The 18792-nt window shown below is 59.7% G+C and carries 15 protein-coding genes; 13 read left to right on the top strand and 2 right to left on the bottom strand.

The window, feature by feature from the left end; genetic code table 11:
* Positions 1-17: 17 nt before the first annotated feature.
* Entirely contained in the window at positions 18-4022 is a 4005-nt protein-coding gene (locus tag ACLH0H_RS18020; protein WP_411379028.1) for a hypothetical protein, read from the bottom strand.
* A 216-nt stretch (positions 4023-4238) separates the two neighbouring features.
* Here ACLH0H_RS18020 and pap point away from each other — a divergent pair, with 216 nt between their 5' ends.
* The 13 genes from pap (at position 4239) to ACLH0H_RS18085 (ending at position 17333) form a co-directional block, all read left to right on the top strand.
* Positions 4239-5756 carry a polyphosphate:AMP phosphotransferase gene (gene pap, locus ACLH0H_RS18025; protein WP_411379029.1) on the top strand — a complete coding sequence of 506 codons (1518 nt, stop codon included), beginning with the start codon at positions 4239-4241 and terminating at the stop codon, positions 5754-5756.
* Positions 5757-5848: 92 nt separating this feature from the next.
* Positions 5849-7033 (top strand): thiolase family protein, encoded by a 1185-nt coding sequence (locus ACLH0H_RS18030; RefSeq protein ID WP_411379030.1) that lies wholly within the window; start codon positions 5849-5851, stop codon positions 7031-7033.
* A 485-nt stretch (positions 7034-7518) separates the two neighbouring features.
* Positions 7519-8040 (top strand): fimbrial protein, encoded by a 522-nt coding sequence (locus ACLH0H_RS18035; protein WP_411379031.1) that lies wholly within the window; start codon positions 7519-7521, stop codon positions 8038-8040.
* 50 nt (positions 8041-8090) lie between these two features.
* Entirely contained in the window at positions 8091-8651 is a 561-nt protein-coding gene (locus ACLH0H_RS18040) for a fimbrial protein (protein ID WP_411379032.1), read from the top strand.
* Between the two features lie 20 nt (positions 8652-8671).
* Positions 8672-11275 (top strand): outer membrane usher protein, encoded by a 2604-nt coding sequence (locus ACLH0H_RS18045; RefSeq protein WP_411379033.1) that lies wholly within the window; start codon positions 8672-8674, stop codon positions 11273-11275.
* Positions 11272-12033, top strand: a complete 762-nt coding sequence (locus ACLH0H_RS18050; RefSeq protein WP_411379034.1) for a fimbria/pilus periplasmic chaperone — start codon at positions 11272-11274, stop codon at positions 12031-12033. The genes ACLH0H_RS18045 and ACLH0H_RS18050 overlap by 4 nt, the downstream gene beginning before the upstream one ends.
* Before the next feature lie 17 nt (positions 12034-12050).
* Positions 12051-12632, top strand: coding sequence for a fimbrial protein (locus tag ACLH0H_RS18055; protein WP_411379035.1), 582 nt, complete (start codon positions 12051-12053; stop codon positions 12630-12632).
* A gap of 10 nt (positions 12633-12642) precedes the next feature.
* Positions 12643-13125 carry a fimbrial protein gene (locus tag ACLH0H_RS18060; protein WP_411379036.1) on the top strand — a complete coding sequence of 161 codons (483 nt, stop codon included), beginning with the start codon at positions 12643-12645 and terminating at the stop codon, positions 13123-13125.
* Between the two features lie 43 nt (positions 13126-13168).
* Complete coding sequence (locus tag ACLH0H_RS18065; protein ID WP_411379037.1) at positions 13169-13648, top strand: fimbrial protein; 480 nt, start codon at positions 13169-13171, stop codon at positions 13646-13648.
* 11 nt (positions 13649-13659) lie between these two features.
* On the top strand, positions 13660-14196 hold the full coding sequence (locus tag ACLH0H_RS18070; RefSeq protein WP_411379038.1) for a fimbrial protein: 537 nt from the start codon (positions 13660-13662) through the stop codon (positions 14194-14196).
* Positions 14197-14306: 110 nt separating this feature from the next.
* Positions 14307-15275: a fimbrial protein gene (locus ACLH0H_RS18075; protein WP_411379039.1), complete on the top strand. Its 969-nt coding sequence runs from the start codon at positions 14307-14309 to the stop codon at positions 15273-15275.
* Between the two features lie 68 nt (positions 15276-15343).
* Positions 15344-16300 carry a fimbrial protein gene (locus ACLH0H_RS18080; RefSeq protein WP_411379040.1) on the top strand — a complete coding sequence of 319 codons (957 nt, stop codon included), beginning with the start codon at positions 15344-15346 and terminating at the stop codon, positions 16298-16300.
* A gap of 76 nt (positions 16301-16376) precedes the next feature.
* Positions 16377-17333 carry a DMT family transporter gene (locus ACLH0H_RS18085; RefSeq protein ID WP_411379041.1) on the top strand — a complete coding sequence of 319 codons (957 nt, stop codon included), beginning with the start codon at positions 16377-16379 and terminating at the stop codon, positions 17331-17333.
* Here ACLH0H_RS18085 and ACLH0H_RS18090 read toward each other — a convergent pair.
* Positions 17330-18712, bottom strand: a complete 1383-nt coding sequence (locus ACLH0H_RS18090; protein ID WP_411379042.1) for a class II fumarate hydratase — start codon at positions 18710-18712, stop codon at positions 17330-17332. The two genes, ACLH0H_RS18085 and ACLH0H_RS18090, sit on opposite strands and share 4 nt — an antisense overlap.
* Positions 18713-18792 lie beyond the last annotated feature (80 nt).

An 18792-nucleotide genomic window follows, 5' to 3' on the forward strand; every position in this document is an offset into this window, starting at 1 on the left:
TGCGGCACGCTTTGACCCTAGGCTTTATACAACCACTCCTTTTCCTCCTTGATCAGCATGTCGAGCCAGAAGGGTTCATTGGGACGGGTCCACACGGGGCCCGCGCCGGCGACCGCGGGATTGACGACGAGCAACTCTTTGCCGGCCCGACTCCACTCATCCATTTTCTGCTTGAGTCGACTGACGTACTCACTGGACTTGCACTCGATTTGCGCCCATGGATCGACGATCCAGGCATTTGCCCATTTCGGCTCGCGGAAGTCGACCGTTCTGGCGTTGACCCCGGTTGGTGCGCCGACCACTGTGAACACATGCCCTGACATCGCCCAAACGCTTGCATCGCCGCCGCTTTCCTTGATGATCTCGGCGGCGGCCCTTGCCATTTGATCGCAGTTGCCTGCGCCGGTCTTGAGAACGATGTCGGCATAATTGGGCGCGTCGATTTTGTCGTATTCCCAGATCACGACCTCGCGAGCGATTTTTTGTCGGGTTACGTCCCCTGGGTTGTCGGGCACGCGCTGGTTCGCCGGGCCGATCCCGGTGGCCTGGAACTGTTTATCCACTTCTTTTTTCGCCGCTTGCGCATAAAACCGATTTTTGTTTTGCTCCAGGAACTGATCGAAATCGGCGGGTTTGACCAAGGGTCTGATCTTGACCTCCTGCGCCGCTATCTCTACGGGGCGGCCCTCACCTTTGTTCCAGACGCCCAGCGCGAACTCTCGTTTTTTCTCGTCTGGCAGCTTGTCCATCTTTTCCTGCAGCGCCGCCATGTGTTTGGCCCGGTACTGATAATTTTCGCGCAGGTTGGTAAATATCGTGTTCAGGGGAGGTAGCGCCACCAGATCCTTATCGATCGGCAACTGCGCGGCCCTCAAGGCGTCTTCGACGTGCAGGTTGTGCGTGAGAATGAGTTCGAGCCCCAGCCCATCCTGGCCCAGCGAATCGATTTTACTAAACGTCAGATCCTTGTCCTGGCCCAGTTCAGCCTTGTAGAAAACCCCGGTATCGGCTTCGGCCACCAGGTACTTTTTATGGCCCGGGTTGTTGTGCTTGGGCTCGATCACTATCGCTCGCACATCGCGTTGAACGTTGGCCTGGTCATCGATGGCTTCAAGCCTGATTACCCGGGTGTGGGCGTCGAGTACCGGATCCACTTCTTTATTGGGCAAGCCGAAAGAGGGGTCGTCAAGCAATTGACCGTTTACCTGAGTTTTATAGGCGATGGGGGTGCCCGCCGTTTCAAGTCGCAGCGCTTGACCTGCCGGTGGGTTATCGGCCCGATAATAGCGCCGGTTGTGACTGAGCAGCGTGGCGCCGTCGCGGTTGGGGTAGGGCTGGAAACGTTTGTGTTCAATGGCTTGGGCGCGCTTGAATGCACGCGTTCCGGTCTGGGCGATGTCTTTGGCAAAACAGAGGTTGGACAGGCCGCGCTTTACTCTAGCCCCGCCCTTGGGAGGGCTGCAGACAGCGACCAGATCCTCGCCATTACGTTGCGGGTGAGTCGCGAGGTCGTATAGAAGGCGTGGGTGTTTGCGGTCATGCCGAAAGACTTGGTCGCCAATGAGCACGTCGCTTAAACCGTTGCGGTGCAGTACCAGCGGTCGTTCGCCAAGGGTGGTTTCCAGGACCTTGAAATCGGTTCCGCCAAATGCGCTGTCCTGCAAGGAGCGGGCACTGGCGCGGAAGTTATCCCGGGGCGGGCCATAAGCCGATTGGGTGACGGTATCGAAGGCATGCCATCTGCCTTTGTGCAGCACGGCGGCACCTTCGACGGGTTGACCGGCAACCGTAAAGATGCCCGTTGCAAGCGATTGTTTTGCACTGGCCTGGAGCAAATCATACTGCCCGGCCTGGTCCGTAAGCTTGCGAACTCCGTGTAGTGCGGCGCGCGCGCCTTTGGTGATCAGCTTCCCGACACCTACGGCCAGGTCACCTACGCCTCCCAACGGGTTGATCGTGCCGATGGCTGTGGCCCCGAGGATCTTTGCGGTCTGTAGCGCTTTGGTGCCTGCAGTGGCCGTTGCGCTCACCACCTTGCCGAGCTTTCCTGCGACGCCCAGCCCTGCCGTCAGAAAGCCAAACACATCCACCACCAGGTCGTAAACGCCCTGGCCAGTATTGCCCTCGCGGAAATTGACAATCGCGGACCGCAGCGGCACAAGGTTGAGCAGAAAGTCATGTACGGCCTCCCGTGAAGCGCGTTCCTGGTCAATGGTCGTGCTACCGCGCGCAGCGTTCACGACGTTTGCCGAGTCAAGATCCATGGCTTCAACGACGGCGTTGGCGATGTAGTCGGTTCGGGTGCTGGTAAAACTCTGGGGTATGGACTGGGGCGAGGGGCGTTCGTCGCGCAAATGCGACTGTTTGTCTTCATTCGGCTTGAACGTTTCGATGACGTAATCTTTATTGGCCACCGACTTGGTGGAAGGCGTTGCCAGGTGGGGATAATCGTTGCGTTTGCGAATAACGCCGTGGGTGATGTCTATTTCATACAGGTCGACTTTAGAGGTGTTGTCGACCGATCGCTCAAGTTTCAGCGTCAGTGTGTTGCTTTTGTCGACAAGCGTGGTCGACGGAATAATATCCATGCCGATCTTGTAGGTGTTTTGCCGGAAGAACGTGAGCTTTCCCTGCTCAAGGTTTTTCCGGTCTTCCAGTGGCAGTTGCGCAATCAGGTGCTTGACCAGGGTGTGGTGAGCTTTTTTGTGTTCGCCGATGACGCTGTCGAACTTACTCTCAAATGCTGCCTTGGCGGTGAATCCAGCGCCGTTGTTAAAACCCTGGATGGGAATGCGTGGGTCTTTGGTTGTCCAGGTTTCGAGCTTTTCAATGCCGGCCATGACCAGATCCAACATTGAATAGGTTCCGGTATATAAACGGCTCTTCCTTGGGGTCGGCTTGGCCTTCAGGCATTTTTCCTCAAAGTAGGGCTGGTCACCAAAGCGCTCTTTGAGTGCCGCCAGCGCTATTTCCTTGCGACTGGGCAGGGGGCTGTCCAGTGCCCTTGAGGCTTGCAGGCGTTCATCGCGTTGCTGGTTGAACGCTTGCCTGATGGTTTCGATCTGAGCGGGTGCATAGGTATCGTCTGTGTGCTTTTCAACCACCCCATTGACCACTGCCCAATCGACCAGTGCCGCTCTCAGCGCATCTGCGTAAGGCGCCAGGGAACGACCTTCCGTTTTCGCCATGACTTGCGCAAAGCTCATGCTTGCTGTGCTGCCGGGTGCATCGCTTTCAAGCTGGGCCACCGCGAGGGTAAAGGTCGCCCACGCGGCGCTGCCATAGACCACGGTCGCAGGAATAGCCTTGACCAGATACTCCGGGGCTACCCGTGCCAGCAACAGATGGGCGCCCAGCTTTGCGCTGTCGGCGGTGGTTTTGCCTTGAGCGATCAAGTGGCGCTCCAGGGCTGCGACGACGGTGGAGGGTGACTGGCCCCAGTGCGCCTGGCCCGCCAGGTCGAAACCGGCGACGGTGTTTCTTGCAGGGTGATCGAGCGACCCCAGGTCCAAGCCAATACCGATGGCTGCCAACACGTAGTCATTGACGCTGGTCTGGGTGGGAATACCGTTGAGTTGCGTTTGTAGGGCATTGCCCAATGCCGTCCACCTGGGCGTTCGCGCAAGTTGCTGCAGAACAATGGCGGGGTTTTGCAGGTCAATATCCGACATTGACGGATCACTCAGCAGATAGCCCAGGGCGCCTTGACGGCTGTCGGCCAGCGGCAGGCCCGGCAGATGCGCACTGTTACACGCGACGACGTCGGCAATTTTCCGCTGGCTTTCAACCGTCAAGGGCAGTGGCCAGGACAATGCCCCACTGAAGTTGCCGAGTGCGGGCGCGCCTGCCGTGGCAGCCTCCGTGCGTGGCCCGGAGACCACGCGGGTTCGCCGCAGCGAGCGTACCGCCGGCGGGACGTGGGGCTCGACCGCGTGGGTTGTCGGGTGTGGTGGCTGGCTGTCTGGCTGGGTTGGAACCTGGAAATCGAAGGGAGCAGTTCGCTGCGTATTGACGGAGAGCATGATGACCTACCTGGACTGAGGTGACGGAAAAGTCTTCTTCCTTGGTGGCGCGTATCGCACGCCTCCCGTTGAGTGTGGAGACGTGTGTCGTGAGTTCCGTCGCTTCCAGCGGGAAATATTAGAGCGTGTGAACGCAGTGTTAACCTAATGTCCTGGATCAAGCGCAACGCACGCCTCGATCCGCTAGTCTTGGTCCACCCACACACGGAGCTGCCCATGTTCGAATCCGCCGAAATCGGTCACGCCATCGACAAAGACACCTACGACGCCGAAGTGCCGGCCCTGCGTGAAGCGCTTTTGGAAGCGCAGTACGAGCTGCAGCAGCAGAAGCGCTTTCCGGTGATCATCTTGATCAATGGCATCGAAGGCGCCGGCAAGGGCGAGACGGTCAAGTTGCTCAATGAATGGATGGACCCGCGCCTGATCGAGGTGCGCACCTTCGACCAGCAGACCGATGAAGAACTGGCGCGGCCACCGGCCTGGCGCTACTGGCGCCAACTGCCCGCCAAAGGCCGCATGGGGATTTTCTTCGGCAACTGGTACAGCCAGATGCTGCAAGGTCGGGTGCACGGGCAGATCAAGGATGCGCGCCTGGACCAGGCCATTGCCGGCGCCGAGCGCCTGGAAAAGATGCTCTGCGATGAAGGCGCGCTGATCTTCAAGTTCTGGTTCCACCTGTCCAAGAAGCAGATGAAGGCGCGGCTCAAGGCCCTGGCCGACGACCCGTTGCACAGCTGGCGCATCAGCCCGCTGGACTGGCAGCAGTCCGCGACCTACGACAAGTTCGTGCATTTCGGTGAGCGCGTGTTGCGCCGCACCAGCCGCGACTATGCGCCGTGGCACGTGATCGAGGGCGTCGACGCGCATTACCGCGGGCTGACCGTGGGCAAGATCCTGTTGGAGGGCCTGCAAAGCGCCTTGAAGCAGCCCAAGCTCAAGGCCAGCGGCATGAACCCGGCGCCCTTGCCCTCAGCGGTGGACCAGATGAGCCTGCTCGACAGCCTCGACATGACGCTGCGGTTGGACAAGGACGATTACGAAGAGCAACTGATTACCGAACAGGCCCGTTTCTCCGGCCTGATGCGCGACAAGCGCATGCGCAAGCACGCGTTGGTCACGGTGTTTGAAGGCAACGATGCGGCGGGTAAAGGCGGGGCGATCCGGCGCGTTGCCGCCGCGCTGGACCCGCGCCAGTACCATATCGTGCCGATTGCCGCGCCCACCGAAGACGAGCGTGCCCAGCCCTACCTGTGGCGGTTCTGGCAGAAAATCCCGGCGCGGGGAAAATTCACCGTATTTGATCGTTCATGGTACGGCCGCGTGCTGGTGGAACGCATTGAAGGGTTTTGCACGACGGCTGATTGGATGCGCGCCTACGGCGAGATCAACGACTTCGAAGAGCAACTGCGCGACGCGGGTGTGATCGTGGTCAAGTTCTGGCTGGCCATCGACAAACAGACCCAACTGGAACGCTTCCAGGCCCGCGAGGAAATCCCGTTCAAACGCTTCAAGATCACTGAGGACGACTGGCGCAACCGCGACAAATGGGATGTTTACCGCACGGCGGTCGGCGATATGGTTGACCGCACCAGCACCGAAGTGGCGCCCTGGACCTTGGTGGAAGCCAATGACAAACGCTGGGCGCGGGTCAAGGTGCTGCGCACGATCAACCGGGCGCTGGAAGAGGCGTTTGCCAAGTCCGACAAACACGACAAGAAAGGCAAGAAGAAGTAGGCCTATCCATGGGGTGAATGGTCGTCGCGGTTGACGGGAGCTGGATCTATCCTCGGTCCATCTCCCCAACAATCACAAGATCGAGGTAGCCCATGCGTGAAGTAGTGATCGTCGACAGCGTGCGAACCGGCCTGGCCAAATCCTTTCGCGGCAAGTTCAACCAGACCCGCCCGGATGACATGGCGGCCCATTGCGTCAATGCGCTGCTCAGCCGCAACGGCATCGACCCGGCGACGGTGGAAGATTGCATCGTCGGTGCCGGTTCCAACGAAGGTGCCCAGGGCTACAACATCGGGCGCAATGTGGCCGTGTTGTCGCAACTGGGCACGGGCACGGCAGGCATGACCCTTAACCGCTTCTGCTCGTCGGGCTTGCAGGCGATTGCGATTGCGGCCAACCAGATTGCCTCGGGTTGCAGCGACATCATTGTGGCGGGCGGCGTCGAGTCCATCAGTCTGACCATGAAAAGCGTCAACACCGACAACCTGATCAACCCGCTGCTCAAAGAGCAGGTGCCGGGCATTTACTTCCCCATGGGGCAGACGGCCGAGATCGTCGCGCGCCGCTACCATGTCAGCCGGGAAGATCAGGACCTCTATGCACTGCAAAGCCAGCAGCGAACGGCCCAGGCGCAGGCGGATGGTTTATTTGACGATGAAATCGTGCCGATGGCGGTCACGTATAAGGTCGAGGACAAGCACACCGGCGCGGTGCAGGTCCTTGAGGGGGTCGTGGACCGCGATGACTGCAACCGCCCGGACACCACCTTGGCCAGCCTGGCCGGGCTCAAGCCGGTGTTCGCCGAAGACGGCTCGGTGACGGCAGGTAATTCGTCGCAATTGTCCGACGGCGCCTCGATGACCCTGGTGATGAGCCTGGAAAAAGCCCTGGAACTGGGCCTGCAGCCCAAGGCGTTCTTCCGTGGGTTTACCGTGGCCGGCTGCGAACCGGACGAAATGGGTATCGGCCCGGTGTTCTCGGTGCCCAAGCTGCTTGAGGCCAAGGGTTTGCAGGTGGCGGACATTGACCTGTGGGAACTCAACGAGGCGTTTGCGTCCCAGTGCCTGTATGCGCGTAACCGCCTGGAAATCGATAACGCCAAATACAACGTCAATGGCGGCTCGATCTCGGTTGGCCACCCGTTCGGCATGACCGGCTCGCGACAGGTGGGGCACCTGGTGCGTGAGTTGCAGCGGCGTAACCTGCGTTATGGCGTCGTCACCATGTGCGTGGGCGGCGGGATGGGCGCAACCGGGTTGTTTGAAGCTGTGCGCTAGGCATTGATGGACGGTTGCAGCGCGCTATCAAGGGGGAGCTTTGCTCCCCTTTTTTGCATCTGCCGTTCGAGGACGCCTCTTGCTGTATGCCAAATAGTTAATTACTAAACCCCTCTAAGGTTTGTTGTTTTAATGGGTATGTAGCCCTATTCTTACGGACGTCTCCTGCGCGGAATAATTCGCATCTAGTTTTTGTGTAGTCCTCTTCCTTCATCTGTTTTTAAAGTTTTGGCAAATTGCCATAAATTTCCTGCAAGCCTTGATATACAAAGGCTACGCCATTAAACGAAGCATCTGGCTTACTTCTCAAAGTGTGATGTGGATACTTGCCCGGCGTTGAGCGTGGCCCTGAAACGCAATACAAAAAGTTGTAATTCGCTTCAGGAAATCCCCCTCGATGTATAGGTCAAACCGCTCTTTTAATCAGCCCTGCGCCTGTCGGTGGAAAGGCTCCTTAATGACACTTGTTAAGTGGGAATGTGTAGATGAAAACCAAAATGAAAACTGTGCTGTTGTCTGTCGGTCTGCTGGCGGGTTCGATGTCAATGGCACATGCGGCGGATGGAACGGTGACGTTTATAGGGTCGGTCCACTCAGGGGCCTGCTCTATCAAACCGGACTCCGTCGACCAGACCGTTCGCCTGGGCGCGATTGCAAAGCACCAGTTGCTAGCGGGTGGCAAATCGGAGGCCCGACGCGTGCTGATCGAGTTGGAAGGTTGCGACCTGGCCGGCCTCACTGACAATACCGTCACCACGACCTTCACCGGCGCGCCGTCCACGGTGGTACCCGGTGCCATCGGTACGGTCGGCGGTGCAGGCAACGTGGGCATCATGATGACTCATGGTGGTGACCTCGTTAAGTTGGGCACTCCCACTACCCCGCAAATCATCGGCGCGGGCGATAACACGCTGGAATTTGGTGCCTACGTACAAGGCGCCGCCACTGGGGATATCGTTCCCGGCGACTTCAGCGCGGTCACCAATTTCACCTTGGCGTATCAGTAAATGTTGCCCCCGCCACCCGGTGTGGCGGGGGAGGCTGATGGGAGATCCAGGTGAAAACACTCATACGTCTGGCTATCGCTTCTTCATTAACGACGTTCATCAGTCCTTGCATGGTCGCCCAGGCGTCTGCGCAAGGCGATGGGGTCGTGTTGCTGGGAGGCGAAGTGGTGGATTCCGCCTGCGGGCTGGAACTGTCCAGTATCGATCAAACCATCGAGATGCCGCCCGAACCGGTTGGTCGGCTCTTGCGCAACACGCGGGGAGAAGATCATCCCTTCCAGTTACGTCTGGTCAATTGCTCATTGAGCCGCCCGGACCCGTTGCGCCCAGGCGCAAGCCTGCCTGATTGGGAACACATGCGCGTGACATTCGAAGGCCCCACCGATAGGGCAGGGCTCTCCTTCGCTGTGTTTGGCGACTCGCAGGGGGTTGCCCTGCACATCGTCGACGCCGCCGGCCAGGAAAGTCTGCCGGGGCAACGCATGGCCCCGGTCCCGCTGAAGGAAGGTGACATGACACTCAACTACCGGTTTTTCCTGGTCGGCAACGGCTTGCCATTGGTGGTCGGGGCTCACAGTGCCGCGGTGCGGTTCAAGTTGGAATACTTTTGAACAATGATGGACAGGCTTGCATGTTGAATACGTCGAAGATCAAAAATACGCTCCGCCCCGGGCTGTTTGGCGGGTTGATGTCGTTGGCCGGCACTGCATTGGGCGCTGGGGATATCGAGTTCAATACCGACGTTCTCGATCTGAGTGATCGTACTAATATTGACCTGTCTCAATTCGCGCGCAGCGGATTCATTTTGCCCGGCACTTACCCGATGGCGGTGCACCTGAACGCCCAGCCTGTTGCTGAGCAGTCGGTGGCGTTCTATCCCCCCGATTACGATCCCAAAGGCAGCCAAGCGTGCCTGTCGCGCAGTCTTGTTGAGCAACTGGGCTTGAAAGTCTCCGAAATCGGCAGACTTACATGGTGGAAGGACGGGGAGTGCCTGGATATCCAGGGCTTGCCCGGCATGGAGGTCAGCGGTGATTTGGCCACCTCCACCCTGAGCATCAACGTGCCCCAGGCCTACCTGGAGTACAACGCTATCAATTGGGACCCGCCTTCCCGATGGGATGAGGGGGTGCCTGGGTTGTTGGTGGACTACAGCCTGACGGCGCAGTCCAATTACCAGCGCAACGACGGCCAGCGCAAAAACCTCAGTGGCAACGGAACCGTGGGAGCCAATGCCGGGGCCTGGCGTCTCAGGGCGGATTGGCAGGGGCGCGTGGAGAGCGGTCGACAAGAGGCGGCCGGCCCGCAAAAGCTGGAATGGAGTCGCTATTATGCGTATCGCGCCATTCCGGCGTTGAAGGCGCGCCTGGTCGTGGGCGAAAGCTACCTGTATTCGGACCTGTTCGACAGCTTCCGCTTTACCGGTGCCTCGCTCAACTCGGATCAAAGCCAGTTGCCGCCCAACTTGCGTGGTTACGCGCCTGAAGTGGTCGGGGTGGCCAAAACCAACGCCAAAGTCATCATCAGCCAGCAGGGCCGCGTGCTCTACGAAACCCTGGTTGCTGCGGGTCCCTTCCGCATTCAGGACCTCAATGATGCGGTGACCGGCAAGCTGGATGTACGGGTGGAAGAACAGGACGGTTCGGTCCATACCTTCCAACTCAATACGGCCGGCGTGCCTTACCTGACGCGCCCAGGCCAAGTCCGTTACAAGCTGGCGAGCGGGCGACCGTCCAACCTTCAGAATGGCTCCGATGGCGCCTTCTTCGGTACCGGAGAATTTTCCTGGGGCGTGAGCAATGGCTGGTCGTTGTTCGGTGGCGGTATCACCGATAACAACTATCGGGCGTTATCCGTGGGCGCCGGGCGGGACTTGCTGGCGTTCGGCGCCGTCTCGCTGGATGTCACACAGTCCCATGCCAACGTATGGAACGAGACCCTTTCGGGTAAATCCTACCGTCTTCAATATTCGAAGAACTTCGAGGAGTACGACAGCCAAGTGACCTTCGCCGGTTACCGGTTTTCCGAAAAGAACTTCCTGAGCATGAGTGAATACCTGGATGCCAGGCATTACGGATTGAACGGCGAACTCGGCGGACGTGGGGATTATCGCGACCACAACGAAGGGTGGAAGCCTATCGGTGGCAGCAAGGCGCTGTATACGGTGACGGTCAACAAGCAGTTTCGTGACTTGGGGGCCACCGTCTACGCCAGTTACAACAAGCAAACCTACTGGGACCGGCCTGACACGCATCGCTGGAATTTGTCGCTGTCACGCTACTTCAACGTGGGCACCGTCAAGAACATGAGCCTCTCCCTGAACCTGCACCGCACCCAGGAATATAACTACAAGGATAGCGGCATGGCGCTGACGGTCAGCCTGCCGTTGGGGCGTACCGGCACACTCTCGCTGGATGCCAATCGACTCGCCGGCAAAAACAGCTTTGCATCGCGCTACAGCGATCGCTTCGATGAGCGTAACAGTTACCAGCTCAGTGCGAGCGATACGTCCGCCAGCGGTTACCTGAGCCATATGGGCAACCACGCCGACATCGACGTGAGCGCCAGCAGGCAAGAGGGCGGATCCAGCAGCGTCGGTGTCTCCGCACGCGGCGGTGCAACGCTCACGGCCTACGGTGCGGCGCTCCATCGAACCACCAGCACGGGCGGTACCCGCCTGATGGTCGATACCGCCGGTGTGCCCGATGTGCCGGTGCGCGGTTATGGCGCGCCGACCCGCAGCAATGCCTTTGGCAAGGCCGTGATCTCGGATATCAGCAGCTATCAGCGTACCGCCGCCAGTGTTGATCTGGAGCGTTTGCCGAGCAATGTTGAAGCCACTCAATCAGTCACGCAGTTGACGCTCACCGAAGGGGCGATCGGTTATCGCTCGCTGGACGTGATTGCCGGTGAAAAGGCCATGGCGGTACTGCGGTTGGCGGATGGCAATCCTCCCCCCTTTGGCGCAACCGTGCAAAACCTCAAGCAACAGGACACCGGCATTGTGAATGACGGCGGCCAGGTGTACCTGAGCGGCATCCAGGCCGGCGAGCGGATGACCGTCAGTTGGGGCGGCGGCGCGCGATGCCTGCTCACGCTGCCTGCCACGTTGCCTGCCGATGGTTTGACCGACACCCTGCAATTGCACTGCGAGGCGGTCGCCGCTGACCCATCCGTGCCCGAGCCCGCCGGGCTGTCCGGCACGCCTACTGATATGGAGAACACAGCATCATGATGCCCGACACACGTTTCATATTCCCGACCTTCGCGCTGTGGGTCCTGGCCTTGAGCCAGAGCGCCAACGCGGCGGTGGGTCTGGACCGTACCCGCGTGATTTTCGACGGTGGCAAAGAAGCCACCAGTGTGAGCATTACCAACAACAATACCCAGTTGCCCTATCTGGCCCAGGGCTGGATCGAAGATGAAAGCGGTAAAAAAATCACCACACCGTTGATTGTGCTCCCACCGGTTCAACGCTTGGAGCCGGGTAAACAAAGCCAGGTGAAAGTCCAGGCGCTGCCGGCGGCCAAATTGCTGCCGCAGGATCGGGAGACGGTCTACTACTTCAACTTGAGGGAGATTCCGCCGCGCAGCGATAAGGCCAACACCCTGCAGATCGCGCTGCAAACCCGCATCAAGCTGTTTTACCGGCCGCAAGCCATTGAGCCGAGCCAGCAGGACTTGTCCAACCCATGGCAGGAAAAACTGACCCTGACCCGAGACGGCGATCAATACCGGGTGAATAACCCTACGCCGTATTACGTGACGCTGGTGGATGCGCGTAGCAGCAAAGACGGCAAAACCGTGCCGGGTTTCGTGCCATTGATGGTTCCTCCCAAAGACACCCTGGCCTTGGGGCCGTCCGCCAAGGCGCTGGGTACGACCCCTTATCTGGCCTATGTGAACGATTACGGCGGCCGCCCGCTCCTTGCCTTCACCTGCACGGGCGATACCTGCAAAGTGAACCCGCAGGCCGTGCCGGCGAATGAGTAATGGTGTTGGAGAACGTCATGAAGTCGCAAAAAATGAAGGTTCTGGGCGGCCTGTTATGGGCCTTGGCGGCGGGTGCACATGCCGCGGATGAGGACGATATCGAAGGCATGAGCGGCATGCTGAATGTGCTTGGGTCCATGCATGAATCGCCGTGCAGCCTGGAAATGACTTCGCTGCACCAGACCGTGGATCTGGACGCCGTGTCGACCAGCCAGTTGCAACGGCCCGGCGACCAGGCGACGCCCAAGGCCTTTCAGCTGCGGTTTACCGATTGCCTGCGCACCGCCGGGCGTATACGCAATGAGCGTACGGGCAACCTGACCTGGAGCGCTTATCAACCGGTGCTGTCGGTCACGTTCCAGGCGCCGGCCGATCCCGACGATCCGCGCCTGGTCAAAGTGCAGGGCATCACCGGCATGGGCCTGCAGTTGACCGACGCCCTCGGGCGGGACGTGCAATTGGGCTCAAGGGGCCAGCCGCTGTTTTTGCCCGCGGGCCGCAATACCCAGACTTGGAATGTACGCCCCACGCGCACCGCTGCGCCGTTGACCAGTGGGGCATTCAGGGCCGTGGTGGATTTCAGGCTCAATTATGAGTAAGGGTGCGACGATGGCTAAATCAATCGGCGTGATTGCCGGCGGCGTGTTACTGGCGGTCAGCCAGGGCATACAGGCCGAAACCAGTTTGACCATTCGCGCGGTGATCATCGCGCCTCCGCCATGCGTTATCAATAGCGGCAGCACGCTTGATGTGCCGTTCGGCAATGACCTTCTGACGTCACGGGTCGATGGGATCAATTACCGTCGCGGGGTGCCGTATACCGTCACCTGTAATTCTCCCTTCAGCAATGCGTTGACTCTGGAGCTCAAGGGTACGGCGGCGTCGTTTGATAACCGCGTGCTTGCCACCCGCAAAGCGGACCTCGGCGTAAGGCTGTTTGTGAATGGCGCCGACTGGCCACTGAATACGACCGTGAATTTCACCTATCCCAATTTTCCCGTGGTGCAGGCTGTGCCGGTCAAGCGTGTGGGCAGCAAGCTGACCGGCGGAGCCTTCGACGCCACCGCGACCCTGGTGGTCGATTACCAATGATGGCTACCGATAAAACGGCTACTGATAATACGAGGAACGACCCATGACAGCTTGGCAGCCGCGAGCCTTGCTCGCCCTGTGTGCTATCGGCCTGTGCAGTGGCGCGTCGGCCAATTTGACGTTCAGCGGAACGCTGAACGAACCGCCTCCCTGCACGATCGATGCGGGCAACACCATTGAGATTGACTTCGGCGATGTCGGGGTAAAACGCGTCGATGGTGTGAGGTATCGCAGAGGGGTTGGCTACGCCATTAATTGCGGCACCGACACCCTGCCTTGGGTATTGAAGCTGAGCGTTAACGGTACCCCCACGGCGTTTGACGGTTCAGCGGTGCAGACCAGCGTGCCTGCACTGGGCATTCGGGTTTTTCAGAACAACCTGCCGTTTCCGCTCAATACGCCGCTGGACATCACCCTGTCGTCGCCGCCGACCCTGGAGGTAGTGCCCGTGCAACAGCCCGGTGCAACGCTGCCTCCCGCCAGGTTTACGGCGGTGGCCACGTTGTTGGCCGAATACCAGTAGGAGCTGAATCGATGCGATATCAACGGGTTCAAAACAGTGGCATTGCACTCCTGCTCATTGTCGGCCTGGTTCCCTTGGGGCAGGCGGCGGACAACTTGCGTTTCAAAGGCAACCTGGTTGAAGAGGCCTGCACCCTGCGCCCCGGCGACGAGGCCATCACGCTGGAACTCTGGGACCTCACCAGCAAGTACCTCTATATCAACACGCGCTCGGTGGGTAAGCGTTTCAAGCTGCACCTGGAGGACTGCGATACCACCATCGGCAACTCGGTGACCATCACATTCGGGGGGGTAGAGAACAGAGAGCTTCGCGGTTTGCTCGCGCTGGACGGCGGCAGCGGCGCCTCTGGCATTGGCGTCGGCATAGAGACGCTGAGCGACAAACCCCTGCCCTTGAATACTGTCAGCGACAAACAGGTGCTGAGCGACGGCAGCAATGCCATCGAGCTCAAGGCTTATGTGCAGGGCGAGCCGACAGCCATCAAGGATCAAACCATCGGGCACGGTGCGTACACGGTGACCTCAACGTTTACGTTGGACTATCCATAGCCATGGGTGGGCTGAAAACGGCTTTGGGCAAACCTTAACTATCTTTCGGACCGTTTCAGCATGGGTTTGGCTACCAGCAGCGACGTTCAGAGGAACAATGAGAGATCAAAATGAAACGACGCCATGGCGCTATAGTGCTTCTCGTCCTATTGGGTGTTACCACGGCCGTGCGAGCCGCTGATTGCCGCGTTAATTACGGACAATGGCAATATGTTGGCGACGGTGGGATTCTGAATCTGCAGGTTCCCGTCACTGTCAGCGTAGGGTCAGACAATACCCGCCTGATCCTGGAAGGTGCACGGCTGGAGTGCCGATTTACGCCCTCGCCTGCCCACCCTACGCGCATAGACTATTGGGGAACCTCCGCGCAAGCCGGCCCCCCCTGGGTGCCCGGCCCGAAGTTTTCCAGTCAAGGTACCGGCTTACGTATCAATGGCGCGTTTTATAACACCCCTGTGCCGTTTAATATCCGGATTGCGACCATGCCTAATAACTTTTTGGCGTACCCCATCAACGTAACCCCTTATATCCTGCTGCGAAACGACCCGAGCAACCCTATCGACGTTCGAATAGGGGATACTCTGGGCGCGTTGAATCTCCACCAGACCAACAATTACAGTCCGGGAAGCACGAAGCTCGTACTGACGTACACCGCCGCGAACAACTTCGGCATCTCTCCATCGACCTGCACGATCAACAACAACAATCCCATCGAGGTCAACTTCGGCACCGTGAATCAACGGGCCATAGGCACCGACCCGCTGACAACATCGATTGTCAGCCACCGCAGGCTCAACTACTCATGTCCGGCCGGCGGGATCACTACACCGATCACTATTACTTACAAAGGCAGCCCATCGTCGTTCGATTCACGTTTGTTGCTGATGAACAATCCGGACGTGGGCACGGCGCTTGTTCGCGCGGGTTCAGCGGTGTCCGTGAACGGTTCGTTCCTGACCCATATCACCAACAGCACAGGCGGCGACGATGTGACGTTTGCCCTCGTTCGGCGCAACGGGTCGCTACCGAGCGCGGGGGCCGTGAGCGGGAGCGGTGTGCTGGTGATGGGAGTGCCCTGATGCATAACACCAAGCCCGCTCGCACAGGGGGATACGCGCTTTTTTTCAAATGTTCGAGAGAGTTCAGGATGAAACGACTATTGGGAGCCCTCGGGCTTCTCGTTCTGGCGGGTGTGACGACGACCGCACACGCTGTCGATTGCCGCGTCAACGGAGGCCCCTGGCAGAATGGCAACCCGAACTTGCAGGTCCCTGTTACCGTCACCCTGAGCGCAGACCGCAGCAGGATCATGCTGGAAGGTGCAAGACTGGAATGTCGATTCACCTACAGCGGCGGCCCCGCCTGGCATTCTGACTTTTGGACCAGTGGGAGTGCGGCAGGCACAGCATGGACGCCCGGCCCGAAATTTGTACGCGAAGGAACCGGGCTACGGATCAATGGATCCTTCTACAACACGCCGGTGCCGTCGGGTATCGGGATAGCCACCATCCCCAATAACGGGACGTTTTATCCAATCAATGTCACGCCCTATATTCTGCTACGTAACTCTCCATCCAATCCGTTCGATGTGCGAATCGGCGACAACCTCGGTGTGTTGCGTCTCACCAGTTCGAACAACTACGACAGCACCCGGCCGCAACTGACCGTTACCTATACCGCCGCCAATAACTTTACCGTTTCCCCGTCAACCTGCACGATCAACAACAACACGCCCATGGAGATCAATTTTGGCAACGTTCACCAGCGCGCAATAGGCACCGACCCGCTGACGACGTCCATTATCAGCCACCGCAGGCTCACCTATTCATGTCCGGATGGCGGGATCACTACACCCATCACCATTACTTACAAAGGCACCCGTTCCGCGTTCGATTCACGTCTGCTGTTGATGACCCATGCCGACGTGGGCACGGCCCTTGTGCGTGCCGGATCTGCCGTACCGGTCAACGGTTCGTTCCTGACCCGCATCACCAATAGCACGGGCGCAGACGACGTGACGTTTTCTCTGGTCCGTCGAGCGGGTTCGTTGCCGGCCGCAGGCCCCGTCAGCGGCAGTGGGGTACTGGTGATGGGCGTGCCATGAACACAGCGTTGTACCCAAAGCACACCGCATGCCCCTAGAATGCCGGTTCCACTTCCTCTGGCATTTTGGGGCTTTCATGCACATCTCTTCCGGCCGTTGGGTCTATGGTTTTCTCCTGACCCTGCTGACCGCGCTGCTCTGGGGTATTTTGCCGATCAAGCTCAAGCAGGTCCTGCAAGTGATGGACCCGATCACCGTCACCTGGTTTCGCCTGACGGTGGCCGGGGGATGCCTGTTCGTCTACCTGGCGCTCACCCGGCGCCTGCCCAGCCGCAAGGTGCTGGGCCCCAAGGGCGGTTGGCTGGTGGGCATGGCCGTGTGCGGCCTGGTGGGCAATTATGTGTTGTACCTGGTGGGCCTGAAAATGCTCAGCCCCGGCACCGCACAGCTGGTGGTGCAGATGGGGCCGATCTTTCTGATGGTCGCCAGTGTGTTTGTGTTCAAGGAGCGTTTCAGCCGGGGGCAGGTGCTGGGGTTGCTGGTGCTGATGGTCGGGTTCGGCCTGTTCTTCAATCAACGCCTGCTGGAATTGCTCACCTCACTGGGCATCTATACCGCCGGCGTGCTGACCGTGTTGTTGGCCACGTCGATCTGGGTGTTCTACGCCCTGGGCCAGAAACAGTTGCTGACGGTGTGGAATTCGCTGCAAGTGATGATGGTGATTTATCTGTTCTGCGCGGTATTGCTCACGCCTTGGGCCCATCCCCTTGAGGCCTTGGACCTGAGCCCGCTGCAAGGCTGGCTGCTGCTGGCGTGCTGCATGAATACCCTGGTGGCCTATGGCGCCTTTGCCGAAGCGCTCGCCCACTGGGAAGCCTCGCGTGTCAGTGCGACGTTGGCGCTTACGCCGTTGGTGACGTTTGTCGCGGTGGCCCTGGCGGCGTGGCTCTGGCCCGCCTATGTACAGGCCGAAGAGATCAACGCCCTGGGGTATTTCGGGGCGCTGATCGTGGTGCTGGGGTCGGCGATGGTCGCGTTGGCGCCGTCGTTGCTCGCCGGGCTCAAGGCCCGGCGTCTACGCATGGCCTCCTAGGCGCCGAGCATGTCTTGCGGGCGAACCCACTGGTCGAACTCTGCGTCAGTCAGGTAGCCCAGTTGCAAAGCGGCTTCGCGCAGCGTGAGGCCTTCGGCGTAGGCTTTCTTGGCGATCTCGGCGGATTTGTCGTAGCCGATATGCGGGTTGAGCGCCGTCACCAGCATCAGGCCCCGTTCCAGGTGTGCGGCCATTTGCTCGGCGTCGGGTTCGAGACCGGCAATGCAATGCTCCTGGAAGTTATTGCAGCCGTCGGCCAGCAGGCGGATCGATTCCAGCAGGTTGTGGATGATCACCGGTTTGTACACGTTCAACTGCAAATGCCCTTGGCTGGCGGCCATGCCGATGGTCACGTCATTGCCCAGCACTTGGCAGGCCAGCATCGACAGTGCCTCGCATTGGGTCGGGTTGACCTTGCCCGGCATGATCGAACTGCCCGGTTCGTTGGCCGGCAATTTAACCTCGGCCAACCCGGTGCGCGGGCCCGAGCCCAGCAGGCGCAGGTCATTGGCGATTTTCATCAGGGCCACGGCCAGAGTTTTCAGCGCGCCGTGAAGGGTGACCAGCGGCTCATGGCCGGAGAGGGCGGCGAACTTGTTCGGCGCCGTGACGAACGGCAAGCCCGACAGCGCCGCCAGCTCCGAGGCGATCGCTTCGCCAAAACCCTGTGGTGCGTTGAGCCCGGTGCCGACGGCGGTGCCGCCCTGGGCCAGCTCGCACACGGCGGGCAACGCGCTGCGGATCGCGCGTTCGGCGTAATCGAGCTGGGCGATGAAGGCCGAAAGTTCCTGGCCAAAGGTGATCGGCGTGGCGTCCATCATATGGGTGCGGCCGGTTTTCACCAGGTTCATATGCCGCGCCGCCAGTTCGGCCAAACCACCGGACAGTGTCGCGATGGCCGGCAACAGGCGCTCGTGCACCGCCTGCACGGCGGCGATACTCATGGCGGTAGGGAAGCAGTCATTGGAACTCTGGGAACGGTTGACGTGATCGTTGGGGTGCACCGGGCTCTTGCCGCCGCGCGGGTTGCCCGCCAGCTCGTTGGCGCGGCCGGCGATCACTTCGTTGGCATTCATGTTGCTCTGGGTGCCGCTGCCGGTCTGCCACACCACCAACGGGAACTGGTCGTCATGCTGGCCGGCCAGCACTTCGTCGGCGGCTTGTTCGATCAGGCGGGCGATGTCGGCGGGCAGGTCGCCATTGCGGTCATTGACCCGTGCCGCAGCCTTCTTGATCAGCGCCAACGCGTGCAGCACCGGCAGCGGCATGCGCTGCTCGCCGATGGCAAAATTCACCAGCGAACGTTGGGTCTGGGCGCCCCAGTAAGCATCATCCGGGACTTGGACTTCTCCCAGGCTGTCGGTTTCGATACGGCTCATCGGGCACACTCCTTCAGGTCAGTTTGCGCAGTTTAGGCCCTGATCGACCCAGCGGGTTCCAAAAAAGACTTTTCATCGGA

This window comes from Pseudomonas sp. MPB26 (assembly GCF_046605355.1).
Classification (GTDB): Bacteria; Pseudomonadota; Gammaproteobacteria; order Pseudomonadales; family Pseudomonadaceae; genus Aquipseudomonas; species Aquipseudomonas cedrina.

Bases quoted from the DNA above. Each gene is read 5' to 3' on its own strand.
- ACLH0H_RS18020 (WP_411379028.1), bottom strand. From the start codon at position 4,022: ATGCTCTCCGTCAATACGCAGCGAACTGCTCCCTTCGATTTCCAGGTT.
- pap (WP_411379029.1), top strand. From the start codon at position 4,239: ATGTTCGAATCCGCCGAAATCGGTCACGCCATCGACAAAGACACCTAC.
- ACLH0H_RS18030 (WP_411379030.1), top strand. From the start codon at position 5,849: ATGCGTGAAGTAGTGATCGTCGACAGCGTGCGAACCGGCCTGGCCAAA.
- ACLH0H_RS18035 (WP_411379031.1), top strand. From the start codon at position 7,519: ATGAAAACCAAAATGAAAACTGTGCTGTTGTCTGTCGGTCTGCTGGCG.
- ACLH0H_RS18045 (WP_411379033.1), top strand. From the start codon at position 8,672: ATGTTGAATACGTCGAAGATCAAAAATACGCTCCGCCCCGGGCTGTTT.
- ACLH0H_RS18050 (WP_411379034.1), top strand. From the start codon at position 11,272: ATGATGCCCGACACACGTTTCATATTCCCGACCTTCGCGCTGTGGGTC.
- ACLH0H_RS18055 (WP_411379035.1), top strand. From the start codon at position 12,051: ATGAAGTCGCAAAAAATGAAGGTTCTGGGCGGCCTGTTATGGGCCTTG.
- ACLH0H_RS18060 (WP_411379036.1), top strand. From the start codon at position 12,643: ATGGCTAAATCAATCGGCGTGATTGCCGGCGGCGTGTTACTGGCGGTC.
- ACLH0H_RS18065 (WP_411379037.1), top strand. From the start codon at position 13,169: ATGACAGCTTGGCAGCCGCGAGCCTTGCTCGCCCTGTGTGCTATCGGC.
- ACLH0H_RS18070 (WP_411379038.1), top strand. From the start codon at position 13,660: ATGCGATATCAACGGGTTCAAAACAGTGGCATTGCACTCCTGCTCATT.
- ACLH0H_RS18075 (WP_411379039.1), top strand. From the start codon at position 14,307: ATGAAACGACGCCATGGCGCTATAGTGCTTCTCGTCCTATTGGGTGTT.
- ACLH0H_RS18080 (WP_411379040.1), top strand. From the start codon at position 15,344: ATGAAACGACTATTGGGAGCCCTCGGGCTTCTCGTTCTGGCGGGTGTG.
- ACLH0H_RS18085 (WP_411379041.1), top strand. From the start codon at position 16,377: ATGCACATCTCTTCCGGCCGTTGGGTCTATGGTTTTCTCCTGACCCTG.
- ACLH0H_RS18090 (WP_411379042.1), bottom strand. From the start codon at position 18,712: ATGAGCCGTATCGAAACCGACAGCCTGGGAGAAGTCCAAGTCCCGGAT.